Raw genomic sequence first — 11,676 nt, 5'->3', positions numbered from 1 at the left:
CCTATACACCCACTGAGTGAAATGTCAGGGGAAAACAAAAAACCCTTGACAAGCAAAAAATTTTTTGCTATACTTGTAAGCAACTAAAACCTTTAAGGAGGGTAGAACCATGAAGAAGAAGGCTATCGCAGCCTCAGCTCTGACAGCAATGGCACTCTTTGGTGCCAGCCAGCAGGCAAAGGCATCTGCGGTGATGATACCCGCCATTAAGTCTGGAGGTGGGTGGGTAACCGTTCTGTCCTACATAACAACTACACCCAGTCTTCCTAACGTCCTGGGTGCACCCGGCGTCCACATAACCTATCAGTTCAAGTCCAGCCTGGCACCAGCCATGACTGCCTGCTCTGAGAGGAACCTGCTTGTTCCATCCTCCACAAACGACCTCACCACCTTCATAGTGGATGCCACCGTATCCCCCGTTCCAAAGCCACCCATATTTGAGGGCGGTCTCATAGGAACTGTGGGCGGTGGATACGACCCTGGCATACCCATGCAGGGCTTTGCAGTCCTTGAAAACGTGGCTTCTACACAGCCCATAACAGTGGAAGACTGCGATGATACTACTGAAGGCACCAATGCCAACTGCCAGACCCTCGCCGCAGAGGCGATCGTCTTTAATCTCACATCCAGATTCCTCTACTCCCAAAGGGCAATAGAGATGCACCATAGAGGCTTTGGCGATGTGAGAGAGCTCTGGGAAGCAGGAGGAGGTAACCACAACACGATAGCGGCAACTGTTGGCACTACGGAACCTGTGGATCACAGATATGCCAACATCGATTCCGCTCCTAACGTTGGATACTTTGCTTTCCTTCCTACTGACGTTGCCGACACATTCGTCTACGCCATAGCCGTCAATCGAAACAGCTTTAATCCCGGTAGTAATAACAATCAGCCCGGCTCCACGGTCAACTTCAGCAGTGTAAACTACGCCGCTGCCATAAGGCTCACCGCAATAACAGAGGGAAGAAACAACGACTTCATACCCGGCAACCCAATACAGGGTTACTACCTGCGTGACGAGCAGAGGCTGTCTGCTGTGAGAACCATAGACTTCAGGTGTGCAGCAGAGATAAGGGCTGCCTCCGAAGAGGGAACACCCGGTCTTGTTCCACTTGACCCCGTCATAAGGAGACATGGTGCATGGTTTAACCTCAGGCCAGTGGCATACTGTCAAGATCCTGCCGGCACTCCTGCAGCGTGCAACACCCTGCCCCGAGAAAACAGGGCTGCTGAGCTTGGAGACGGCATCATAGCCTTAAAAGTGGAAGTAAACCCCGCCTACGGCTTTGCCATAACACCTCTCCATCAGCTCATCTATATCAGATAATCTATCCCGTGGCGGGCTCTGCCCGCCTCTTCAACAAAAGGTGAAGGAGAAAAGATGTCACGGTTGTTTTTATTTTTCTCTGTGGTTTTGATTGGTCTCGGCTTCCTTTCCTGTGAAAGAAAGGCTCAGTCTTTTATCAAGTCGGAGAAAGAGATAAGGACCATAGAAATCCCCATAAGGTTTGATGATTCCCAGTATGAACCCATTAGAGAAATGAATTCAGAAGACAGAATTGCCTTTCTCTATTACGACCCTACCGGCAGGATACACCTCTGGGTGGATGGCAGGGACGTGGTAATAAACGAGGATGTGGTAAAAGAGCATCCAAGAGCAATCTATGGCAGGCTCTCCTACCTTTACGATGGGAAGTATCTGTATGTGTCTTACTGGATAAAGGAAGCCAACGATAAGCAGGTTGTGTTTACAAGATACGACCTCAAGGATGGAAAGATACTGACCAGATACTTCTCTACCACAAAGCAGGCTCTCAGCCCCGCCCACATGGCAACAGATGGAAAAGGGAGACTGCTTCTTGCCTGGTATGATGAACATCTCGTGGGATACTCCATCGCCTACCTGGTTCTTGAAAACTACGGGGAAAAAGTCCCTGAAAAGGAAGAGTTTATACATTTCCAAGGGCAAACACTATACGAAAAGTTCATGCCAGCTTATGCGGAGGGGGCTGGTTTTTACATCATCTATGCCATGTCTGGTGGTAAGGATTTTATCAAATCCTATCTTGTAGACAGAAGGGAAGACAGGACACTCTTGGAACGTGATAACAGGACAATATATCATCTATACAGCTTTCCTAAAAATTCCTATATTGTTACAGGCTGGTATGACCCGGCTGTGGGAGGTAACATAGAGGTATTTAAAATTGAAGGACCCGACAAACTGCGAAAGCTCGCCTCCTACAGTCCAGAAGAGGTAAAGAAGTACTATTACGGAACAAATTACTATCCATTTGCCTTCAAAGATGGCTACGGATCTCTTTTCCACAGAAGCCAGACGGAACCCATAAAGCTGGAAGGCTTTCCAGTGAGCTCCAGAGCCAACATATTCCTGAGTGAGAAAGGAAAAGGTGTGCCCCTCACAGATGATGTTCCCGAATACTTTTTCACTCAACAGGTCCAGTCTGTTTACTCAACTGATGGGGCGACTTTTTTGGTTTACTCCGACAACAGATACATATTCCCCAGTCTCATGGTAGCGTATATAACAAAGGATGGAAAGGTTTATAAAAACGGATTAATCAATAAACCTTCAGAAAATTTGGGCGTTCCCAAAATAGTCCATATAAAGGAAGACCTCTACAGAATATTCTTCCAGAACTTTGACAGAGACAAAAACAGATGGAATATGAAGGTAGTGGACGTTCTTGGGAGTAAAATAAGCAAAAACCACAGCTTACCCAGATCTAGAGACATGGAAAAGACATTAAAGGAAGCTACTGAAAACTTTTCAAGGTGTCAGATAAAGGACGACGTAGAGTGCATATATAAGTACTTTGACCCAAGATACAAAACTTTTGTATCCTTAGAAAGGCAGAAGGAGATGAATAGACAGTTAAATCTAAAGGTTAAGGAATTCAAATACGATAGTGTTAAACTCATAGAAAATACACCGTTAGCAGTAGCTAAGGGTGAGATGACGGTCCAGCTACCTGAGCAAATAATGGGTAAACCTATACAACAGGCAGGTGAGAGGAAATACAAGTTTACCCACATATGGCTTTACATAAATGGCTCCTGGTACTATGCAGTGGAAGCCCCTGTGGGAGATTTCTTCATAAGGTGGTAATTTTCAGAACAGGAAGGGAGGGCTACTTGCCTCCCTTACTATCAGAATGAATTTTTGCCCTTTCACGTATATCTCTATATAGTTTTTATTAGCCTCTATCCTCTCTACCCTCATATCAAGCCTTTTCTCATAAAGGGTCTGCATATTGACAGGATTTATTTCCTCGTACACAATACCTTCTGAACTTATAACTACTTTTACCTTTACATACGGCGAAGTGTAACCCGCCGTGGTGTAGTATTCAAGAGTTTTGCCACTTCTGTTTTCCACTAATCTGAAGTTTCTACAGAAAAGCATCTGCTCCTGTATTTTTGTAAAAAAACCATTCACTTCGTATGTTCTCCTTAAGGATAGCCACCTGCTCTGAAAACTCGTTAGACTCCCAAAGGTTGCATAAAGCATGGTTAACAGGAACATGGCTATGAGCACAGAGACGAGAAGTTCAATGAGGGTAAATCCGTATTTTTTCTGTGCCTTCATAGTCTATCAAGAATCTGCATGTCTGGAGAAAGAATATATTCAGCCTCGGAATAAAAGGGCTTTGCCATCCTGACTTTTATTCTGTAATATGCAGGTCTAGGTGTTGACGTTGCATATTTTAAGAGAATTGTCTCATTAAATGTATTGGTTATATCCATTATGTTTACCACACCATCTTTTCTTCGAGAAATTATAGCTTCTATGTCACCTCTCCCCAATCCGATAACTCTTATGGATTTTTCATCTGCATAATTGAGATTTAATCGTGGTGAGTATGCAGTTACATGGTCTTTGAGCTTACCAAATCCATTGCTTCCTATTATGTTGTATAGCTCATTGACTGAATTCATGCGTCCGTTCAGCTGCAAATAAGTGAAAATTAGCCTACCTTTATTCCTATCACCAAGAAAAATATCTGTGAGGTTCATAAGTTCATTGAGATTAAGACGATTTACCGGCACTTTCGAATCCTCTGCTTCAATTCTAACATTGTAAACTCTATTCATTACCTTTAGCTCCATCTCATATGGTAGAGTGAGTATTCCTGCGTAGGTAGGTGGATAGCTGTTCAACAATTTCCAGAGTGCAATGCGTGCAACTGCCTGTGATTCAAAAGTGAAAGCCAATTTATCCCTGTCTCTACTCTCTCCAAGATAAATGTTCTGAACTGAAGCAGATGCAACGAATAGAATAACAAACATTGCACTCATCATCCATAAGACATAAATCGTGACAAACCCACTTTTTTTGTGCTTCATTTTGGTATTAAGAAATAAAAACCACTGCTAAAAACTATGACTCTTACACCGTCAACTGGTGTATCGAGATAAGGATTAAGGGGCGAAAAGTCCTTGTATGGACATGATATATATCTCTCTTCTGAGCCTTTTTCTTCACATTCCCCCTTTATGCTTTCAAGTTCAAAGTAGAAGCTTCTGATAATGCTACTCTGGTTTGTCAATTCTCCTACTACTGAGTTGTTGTATCTCTGAAGATAATCTATCTCACGGGAAATTTTATCAAGATAGTAGAGTCTTGAACTGAGGGTTGAAAGGGTTTGATAAATAACGGGTATAGCAATAATGGCTATAGAAAAGGCGACTAAGATTTCAATTAAAGTATAGCCTCGCATATTCGTTCAACTTTTTAAACGTTAAAATTAATTGTGTTACGTGTTTCTTTTATGTATGTAAGTGCGTCTAATACAGCTCTGTGCAGTATAGCTCCGATTAATTCTCTATCTTCATTTTTGGAAAATAAAAGATAGTAGCCAGTGTCCAGAGGAGAACTTTTTATTCCAAAATTTACCTTATCTATGCCCATGTCCTCTATATGCGATTCAATCTCTTTGATTACCTCCGGTTTGTTTAACTGTAACCATCTTAAAAAATTATCAGAAAGGAAAATATATTCTCCTGAAGTGGCTTTCTTAGGTATTTCTGGAAAGCCAAAGTTGTTTTCCTGATTAACCCACAGAAGGGTTGCTTCTTGCAGTATGGCTCCAAATGTCTGGCTATCATCTTCATTCCTAAACCTTAGAGCAATTCCTCTTTCAAAGCTTAGGGAATCACCATACCTTTCAGCCTTTGCAACTTCAGCCTGTTTAATTAGCTTCTCATACAGAACTCTATCTCTACCCGCTAACCAGCCCATGAACCTATCGGTAAGGTAATATACTCTTTCCATGGCACATTATACGATTATAGAACTTAGCATAGGAAGAGGTGCATGATTTATATCATACAAGACTTAGTTCATCGATTATACGAGTATGATACAATTAATAGTTCATGATAAAAGTTTTAAAAATCATGTGTATAAGAGATGACAGGAAGCTGACTGTGTCCTACTACAAACCTGGCAGATTGGAATTTGATTTTGACGGTGTTTCCGAGGCAGTAGACAGGATAGATATTGAAGGACTCGAAATAACCCCTCTTGTTCTACCATTTTTAGTAAATACCGATCTAGATATTGAGAATATATATGTAGATTTTAGACCGTTTAATGTAATTTTTAACGCTATATGTGAGCCGGACATATGTAAGAACGCTTTAAAGTCTGCTATAGAACTTTTGAAAAATAATGTTAATAAACCTATAATAAATCATCCTCAGTATGTTATGAAACTGTCACGGGACACAGTCTACGAAATTCTTAAGGGTATTGATGGTTTAATAGTTCCTAAAGTTTTGAGAATAAAACCAGATTCCTTAAAATTCATAAAGGAGATTGCGGATAAAGAGGCAATGTATCCATTTATTTTCAGGGAGGTTGGGGTACACACATATCACGAAGCGGTCCTTGTGAAGAGTTACAAAGATGTAAGTTTGCTTGAGAGGTATCCTTTCAGAGGAGAGGAATATTACCTCGTAAAGTTTGTAGACTATAAGTCCAAGGACGGTCTATACAGGAAATATAGAGTATTCATTATTGATGGCAAACTATACCCGAGGACAATGATAGTCTCTGATTATTGGAATATTCACGGCAGGGATAGAGAAAGAGTTATGGATAAGTACGAAAAGTATAGGCATGAGGAAAGGAAATGGTTAGAGTGTTTTGATGGAAAGGAGTATAAACCTCTTGTAGAAATTTACAAGAGAATAAAATTAGACGTATTTATCGTAGATTTTGGCATTTTACAGGACGGTAGTATAGTTTTGTTTGAAGCTTCACCCTGTTTTAAATACCAGGCATATTCGGGAACGGATCCAAAATACTCTTACCAGGCACCCTTTGTCACATCTATAAAGAAAGCCGTTAGAGAACTGATATTCAAAAATGCCGAAGGATGAGCAGAAGGGCGGTCTAAATGTCTTATGGCTAAATATTTACGGGGAAGATTTAGAGATATTAAAAAACCTTGAGACAGAAGGATTTTACGTGTATGGCACCAAACTGTCTCTTGATAACCGAGAGATTATAAATCTTGAATGGAAGGATGCTATAGACGTCATAGTTTTCTCTTCTGTAAACACAACCATTGATAAGTATATTATTGACAACTTTAAGCGTCTTCAGCTCATAGTTACGAGATCAACCGGCTGTGAACACATAAATTTAGAATATTGTAATAATAAGGGTATAAAGGTATGCTCCATAAGAGGTTACAGCACCATATCAACCGCTGAATACACCATATCTCTTATTTTTTCACTGTTGAGAAAGCTGAAAAGTACTATACTGAAAGTGCAGAAGGGAAGGTTTGAAAGGGAAACTGGCGCAGACCTCCATGGTAAGATTGTGGGGGTTGTGGGCACTGGCCTGGTGGGCACAACAGTAGCAAAGCTTTTAAAATGCCTTGGTGCTAAGGTCTTCTACTGGAGTTTCAGAAGGAAAGAGGAGCTTGAAGGGCTCGGAATAAGGTATGTTGACCTTGAAGAGCTATACAGGTCAGCGGATGTATTGACCTTTCACCTGTCCCTGTCTGAAAAAACCCGCTATATCTTCAACAGAGGTTCTCTGAGAATTGTAAAACCTGGTGTATACATAGTTAACACTGCAAGAGGAGGGCTCATAGAACTTGAGGCTATCTATGAAGGACTAAGAAATGGCATAATAGCAGGCTGTGCTCTGGATTGTTTTGAGGGCGAGAGTTATTTTATAAGAGGGAAGTCAAGCGATAGCCCCTCCAAAATTCAGATAATCAATGATATAGCAAAATTCCCCAACGTGATAATAACACCGCATAATGCATACAACTCTGAAGAAAGCATAAAAAGGGATGTGGAGTACACATTGAGAACCTTATTGCATTACAGAAAAACTGGAGAATGTCTCTATCCATGTCAATGAAATAGAAGTGTTCAAGAGGCCTTTTTGTGTTATAATTCTTATGGAGAAACATGAAAAGTATAGCCATTTTTTGCACAGTAGCCATAATGGTCTTTTCATGCGGTCAGGTAGTTCAGGAGCATTACACCATAAAAACTGAAAAAATCCAGAAACAGGAGGAAGTGCCTCAAACATCCATCAGCGAATTAAAGTCAGAGAGAGAGGAAAAGGTCAATCCAGTGGTTTATGAAAAGCCTGCGAGAGAGGCTGCTGAAGAAAAAGAAATCCAGAAGGGTGGAAAAATCTCCCTCCACTTTGAGGACATAAGCCTTCAGGAGCTTCTGAATGAGGTCTTCTACAAGATACTTGGGCTTTCCTACGTGGCACCTGCAGAGCTTACTCAAAGGGTTACCATTCATGCAGACAAGATATCAAAAGAAGAAGCCTATGAGTATGTAAAGAGCCTTTTAGAGATGGCTGGCTATGGGGTGTTAAAAGAAGACAGAGTTCTTAGGGTGGTTCCTCAGAAGGCTACTACAGCTCAGGGGCTCGGCTTTCTGGTCTACAGACCTACCTACATAGCCCCACAGACACTCAACGAAGCCATAAAGGGGCTTCTTTCTCCTATAGGTAAGTCCTTTGTAAGCGGACAGGCGATTGTAGTCATAGATGAAGGGGCCAGGATAGCAAGAATAAGAGGTCTTATTCAGGGCGTGGACAGCTCTCTCTATAGCTCCACGAATATAGCTTTCATAAGAACAGCCCTTCCGCCGGAGCAGGTTAAGGAAAGCCTTGAGAAGATACTTAGGCTCCTTGGAAAGGCGGACACACCACAGGTGGTGGAGGCCCTGAGGAGGGAGGGACTTCTTGTGGTAGTGTCCTCCGACAAGAACCTCTTTGAGGAGATAAAGGGTTGGGTCAGGATAATAGAAGAATACTCAAAGAGAGAAAGACAGGAGGTTGCCATATACAGGCTCAACTTTGTGGAGGCAAAGACAGTTGCTGAGATAATATCCAGTCTGGCTCTTCTTCAGGAAACCCTCACCATAACAACAACTACAGAGAAAGTTGCGAGTGAGCAAAGAACTCAACAGCAGGCACAGCCAGAAAGAGTGGAAACTCCTGCCGAGACAAGAGCAAGAACACCTCAGAGACAGGCTCAGGAACAGCAGCCAGCTCAGCAACCCGCTCAGCAGCTTCAACGACCCGCTGAACCTACAACCATAAGGGAAGAGAGAAAAGAGGAAAAGCTGACAACCTTTGGCAACATAATAGCAGACCCAAAGAGCAACTCACTTATAGTAAGGGCTACGCCTCTACAACATCAGGTTATCAAGGCCCTTCTTTCGGAGCTTGACAGGGTCCCCAGGCAGGTGCTCATTGAGATGGTTGTGGCTGAGGTATCTCTAGGTGATTCCCTTCAGCTTGGCTTTGAAGGTCTTATAAAAGGCTTTATAGACAGCAAGATGTTCAACATATCCACATCCTTTGGGCTCATTCCAAATGCCCAGAACCTGCAGGGTTTGAATGTAGCCATTTTTAACAACGCTGGAGATTTAAGGGCAATACTTAATTTTCTATCAACAAAAACTTCTGTAAGGGTGCTTTCAGCACCGCATATTATAGTCAGGGACAACGAAGAAGCCACCATACAGGTTGGTGCAGAAGTGCCTATCCTCAGTCAACAGCTGGCTGTAAGCACAGGAGGTCTTCCAAGCGTTCAGAATCAGGTTCAATACAGAAACACCGGCATAATCCTCAGGGTGGTCCCCACCATAAGCACTGATAACAGGGTGACACTCAGGATATATCAGGAGGTAAGCGATGCAGTTTCCAACACCATAACTCCTCAGCTTCAGTCTCCCATAATTACCAAGAGGTCTTCTTCCACTACACTTATAACCGATGGTAATCAGGTGGCCCTGCTCGGGGGAATAATACAGAGCAGGACAACAAAGGACACGAGCGGTGTCCCTCTTCTATCTGATATACCGGGACTGGGCATTCTTTTCAGAAATCAAAAGGAAAGCACATCCAACACGGAGCTAATAGTGTTAATAAAGGCAAATGTGATAAACACACCTGCGGAAAATACAACCTACAAGGGAGAATTTCTTGAAAAGACCAGAAAACTGAGAGAGCTTATAAGAGAAGAATGAAGCCAATCGGAGAAAATCTGAGGAGACTTGCAAAATACAGGAGACAGGCGCTTATCTTGCCTGGTCCATTAATCATAATCTTTCTTATAATAGCCCTTGGCTACAGACCATACATGGAGCACATAAACAAGCTCAAAGAAGAGCACAAAGAAAAAAAGGAACTTCTCAGGAGATACAGAGAACGTGTAGAAGAAATCCCAAGGTTAAAGGAGGAGTTGAAGGCACTACGGGAAAGAACTGAAGAAGCTACGAGGATATGTTTTAGGGAAAAAAATTCGGAAGAGGCAAAATCAAAGTTTTTCCAGATGGTATCTTCGGAAACTCAAAACATGAATCTAAACTTACAGGAACCTGCAACAGAAACTTATGGCGATGTGGATATTTTCACTATGAATATAAGTGGAAGGATAGTGGATATAAAACCTTTTTTGCTTTTTCTTGAAAAGATGGAAAAGTCAGGCAACGTTCTTGTAGAATCACTTGAGATAAAGGTTGAAGACCCAAATAACCCCGTAACCCTACTGGTAAATCTAAAACTCGTTTCCTGTAACCTCAGAGTTTCTCCCTGAAGCGTAAAGGTTTACCATTTCGAGGGTCCTGTATACTTTCCAGACATACTTGCTGGTCTCTCTGGCATTTTTCCCCTTGTTGTAACAGTCTACAGCCTTCCAGCTTACTCCGTTTTTTAGAATACACTCTCGCAAGATGTATCCACCTGCCATTATGTTTTTACAGGGATGCCACAGGTCCTGTTCTCCTCCTATAATGCCTTTTCTCATTAGCAAGGGGATATTGGATGAGTTAACCTGCATTATTCCTATGTCGTAAGTTCCATTTTTGTTTCTGTTATATGCCTTCGGGTTCAGACCACTCTCCACATAAGCTATGACCACCATCAACTTCTTGGGAATGTCATAAACTTCAGATGCCTGCTGGAAGCAGAGAGACAGATCCATGATACTTTTATTCTAACATGGAATCAAGCAAGTCCATCGTCTTTCTGGCAGTATTCTTCCACGTAAAGAATCTTGCTCTTTCCAGTCCTTTCATACTCATACTGAGCCTCAAGCTCTCGTTCCTGATTACTGTTGATATCTTTGTGGCCATATCTTCCACATCTTCTGGGTCAAAATAAACAGCCGCATCACCACATACTTCAGGTATGGAAGCCCTGTCTGAAGCAACCACTGGACAGCCACAGGCCATGGCTTCAAGGAGCGGAAGACCAAAACCTTCATACAGAGAGGGGAATATGAGTGCTATTGCTCCATTATATAGCTTGACAAGCTTTTGCCTGTCTACGTAATCCAGAAAGTATACCCTCTTCTCAAGCCCCATCTGCCTCACTTCCCTGTAGACTTCTTCATAGTATTCGCCGGACCTTTCTCCCACAACCAAAAGCTTTACATGACCATGGTTAAGTTTTCCAAAAGCCCTCACCAGTCTATGAAGGTTTTTGTATCTTCTGACCGCACTCACAAAGAGAACATAATCCCCATAGACAAGCTTCTCCTGATACACCTCTTCGTAGGACAGCCTTTTGAAGGTATCTGTATCCACACCCGGATAAATGGTCTCCACCCTTTGAGAGTTTGATGGAAAATATTTATACAAGTCCTTTCTTGTGCTTTCAGAAACGCAGACTATACACGATGAGCTCTTTATTACGAGTGGTAACACGTACTTGAAATAATATCTCATTCTTGGATATTCACCCCAGAATATTAGAGGAAGAAAGTCATGAATTGTTATAATCTGCCTTACGCCACTTAATGTGTATATCATACCCTCTGGAACTGTTGAATAGAAAACTCCCACGCTGTTTTTTTTCAGAATGAAAGGAAGTCTTAACTGTAACCAGGCTATTCTCGCAATGCTGTTCAATAAACTTCTTCCCGGCATCACAATGTCAGACACCCCGAAGAACCTTGCAGAGAAATTTCCTTGGTAATTACGAGAATGTGATTCTGGTAGCAGAAATGCCAGTTCCCTGTTCAGATTAAGAAGGGATTTAACCACTTCATCTGTGTAAATTCCAAGACCAGTGGGTTTTTTATGTATAAAAAGTGCATTGATTAGAATATTCCTGTTCCCAAGTTCTGAGACGGTCATGGAGTTTCACGCTCT

The 11,676-nt window shown here is 42.1% G+C and carries 12 protein-coding genes; 6 read left to right on the top strand and 6 right to left on the bottom strand.

Annotated elements, in window-relative coordinates; all coding sequences use genetic code 11:
- Nucleotides 1-109 precede the first annotated feature (109 nt).
- Complete coding sequence (locus ACKRDP_RS05780; protein ID WP_409153825.1) at nucleotides 110-1,330, top strand: hypothetical protein; 1,221 nt, start codon at nucleotides 110-112, stop codon at nucleotides 1,328-1,330.
- Between the two features lie 54 nt (nucleotides 1,331-1,384).
- The gene (locus ACKRDP_RS05775; RefSeq protein WP_409153824.1) at nucleotides 1,385-3,133 is read left to right on the top strand and encodes a YncE family protein; all 1,749 of its coding nucleotides are present in this window, start codon (nucleotides 1,385-1,387) and stop codon (nucleotides 3,131-3,133) included.
- A gap of 3 nt (nucleotides 3,134-3,136) precedes the next feature.
- Here ACKRDP_RS05775 and ACKRDP_RS05770 read toward each other — a convergent pair whose 3' ends face one another.
- From ACKRDP_RS05770 to ACKRDP_RS05755, 4 genes are read right to left on the bottom strand one after another with little or no spacing between them, the layout of a single operon-like run.
- Nucleotides 3,137-3,613 (bottom strand): PilW family protein, encoded by a 477-nt coding sequence (locus tag ACKRDP_RS05770; protein WP_409153823.1) that lies wholly within the window; start codon nucleotides 3,611-3,613, stop codon nucleotides 3,137-3,139.
- The gene (locus ACKRDP_RS05765) at nucleotides 3,610-4,371 is read right to left on the bottom strand and encodes a hypothetical protein (protein ID WP_409153822.1); all 762 of its coding nucleotides are present in this window, start codon (nucleotides 4,369-4,371) and stop codon (nucleotides 3,610-3,612) included. Before ACKRDP_RS05765 ends, ACKRDP_RS05770 begins: the two co-directional genes overlap by 4 nt.
- Nucleotides 4,368-4,745, bottom strand: coding sequence for a PulJ/GspJ family protein (locus ACKRDP_RS05760; RefSeq protein ID WP_409153821.1), 378 nt, complete (start codon nucleotides 4,743-4,745; stop codon nucleotides 4,368-4,370). Before ACKRDP_RS05760 ends, ACKRDP_RS05765 begins: the two co-directional genes overlap by 4 nt.
- Before the next feature lie 14 nt (nucleotides 4,746-4,759).
- A complete protein-coding gene (locus ACKRDP_RS05755) occupies nucleotides 4,760-5,299 on the bottom strand; it encodes a hypothetical protein (RefSeq protein WP_409153820.1) in 540 nt (179 codons plus the stop codon).
- A gap of 104 nt (nucleotides 5,300-5,403) precedes the next feature.
- Here ACKRDP_RS05755 and ACKRDP_RS05750 point away from each other — a divergent pair, with 104 nt between their 5' ends.
- The 4 genes from ACKRDP_RS05750 to ACKRDP_RS05735 are packed head-to-tail and all read left to right on the top strand — an operon-like array spanning nucleotide 5,404 to nucleotide 10,118.
- Nucleotides 5,404-6,411, top strand: coding sequence for an ATP-grasp domain-containing protein (locus tag ACKRDP_RS05750; protein WP_409153819.1), 1,008 nt, complete (start codon nucleotides 5,404-5,406; stop codon nucleotides 6,409-6,411).
- Nucleotides 6,398-7,411: a 2-hydroxyacid dehydrogenase gene (locus ACKRDP_RS05745; protein WP_409153818.1), complete on the top strand. Its 1,014-nt coding sequence runs from the start codon at nucleotides 6,398-6,400 to the stop codon at nucleotides 7,409-7,411. Before ACKRDP_RS05750 ends, ACKRDP_RS05745 begins: the two co-directional genes overlap by 14 nt.
- A 50-nt stretch (nucleotides 7,412-7,461) precedes the next feature.
- Nucleotides 7,462-9,549, top strand: coding sequence for a secretin N-terminal domain-containing protein (locus ACKRDP_RS05740; protein ID WP_409153817.1), 2,088 nt, complete (start codon nucleotides 7,462-7,464; stop codon nucleotides 9,547-9,549).
- A complete protein-coding gene (locus ACKRDP_RS05735; RefSeq protein ID WP_409153816.1) occupies nucleotides 9,546-10,118 on the top strand; it encodes a hypothetical protein in 573 nt (190 codons plus the stop codon). Before ACKRDP_RS05740 ends, ACKRDP_RS05735 begins: the two co-directional genes overlap by 4 nt.
- Here ACKRDP_RS05735 and ACKRDP_RS05730 read toward each other — a convergent pair.
- Nucleotides 10,080-10,505, bottom strand: a complete 426-nt coding sequence (locus ACKRDP_RS05730) for a lytic transglycosylase domain-containing protein (RefSeq protein WP_409153815.1) — start codon at nucleotides 10,503-10,505, stop codon at nucleotides 10,080-10,082. The two genes, ACKRDP_RS05735 and ACKRDP_RS05730, sit on opposite strands and share 39 nt — an antisense overlap.
- 7 nt (nucleotides 10,506-10,512) lie before the next feature.
- Nucleotides 10,513-11,661 (bottom strand): glycosyltransferase family 4 protein, encoded by a 1,149-nt coding sequence (locus ACKRDP_RS05725; RefSeq protein ID WP_409153814.1) that lies wholly within the window; start codon nucleotides 11,659-11,661, stop codon nucleotides 10,513-10,515.
- Nucleotides 11,662-11,676 lie beyond the last annotated feature (15 nt).

Origin of the sequence: Pampinifervens navoyensis (assembly GCF_046159715.1) — a bacterium.
Lineage (GTDB): Bacteria > Aquificota > Aquificia > Aquificales > Aquificaceae > Pampinifervens.
The sequence above is the reverse complement of the archived record's forward strand: the minus strand, read 5'-3'. Positions and strand labels throughout refer to the sequence as shown.

What these genes read in the sequence shown, in the direction of transcription:
- ACKRDP_RS05730 (WP_409153815.1), bottom strand. Translation starts at nt 10,505, where the DNA reads ATGGATCTGTCTCTCTGCTTCCAGCAGGCATCTGAAGTTTATGACATT.
- ACKRDP_RS05740 (WP_409153817.1), top strand. Translation starts at nt 7,462, where the DNA reads ATGAAAAGTATAGCCATTTTTTGCACAGTAGCCATAATGGTCTTTTCA.
- ACKRDP_RS05735 (WP_409153816.1), top strand. Translation starts at nt 9,546, where the DNA reads ATGAAGCCAATCGGAGAAAATCTGAGGAGACTTGCAAAATACAGGAGA.
- ACKRDP_RS05745 (WP_409153818.1), top strand. Translation starts at nt 6,398, where the DNA reads ATGCCGAAGGATGAGCAGAAGGGCGGTCTAAATGTCTTATGGCTAAAT.
- ACKRDP_RS05770 (WP_409153823.1), bottom strand. Translation starts at nt 3,613, where the DNA reads ATGAAGGCACAGAAAAAATACGGATTTACCCTCATTGAACTTCTCGTC.
- ACKRDP_RS05750 (WP_409153819.1), top strand. Translation starts at nt 5,404, where the DNA reads ATGATAAAAGTTTTAAAAATCATGTGTATAAGAGATGACAGGAAGCTG.
- ACKRDP_RS05760 (WP_409153821.1), bottom strand. Translation starts at nt 4,745, where the DNA reads ATGCGAGGCTATACTTTAATTGAAATCTTAGTCGCCTTTTCTATAGCC.
- ACKRDP_RS05755 (WP_409153820.1), bottom strand. Translation starts at nt 5,299, where the DNA reads ATGGAAAGAGTATATTACCTTACCGATAGGTTCATGGGCTGGTTAGCG.
- ACKRDP_RS05780 (WP_409153825.1), top strand. Translation starts at nt 110, where the DNA reads ATGAAGAAGAAGGCTATCGCAGCCTCAGCTCTGACAGCAATGGCACTC.
- ACKRDP_RS05775 (WP_409153824.1), top strand. Translation starts at nt 1,385, where the DNA reads ATGTCACGGTTGTTTTTATTTTTCTCTGTGGTTTTGATTGGTCTCGGC.
- ACKRDP_RS05725 (WP_409153814.1), bottom strand. Translation starts at nt 11,661, where the DNA reads ATGACCGTCTCAGAACTTGGGAACAGGAATATTCTAATCAATGCACTT.
- ACKRDP_RS05765 (WP_409153822.1), bottom strand. Translation starts at nt 4,371, where the DNA reads ATGAAGCACAAAAAAAGTGGGTTTGTCACGATTTATGTCTTATGGATG.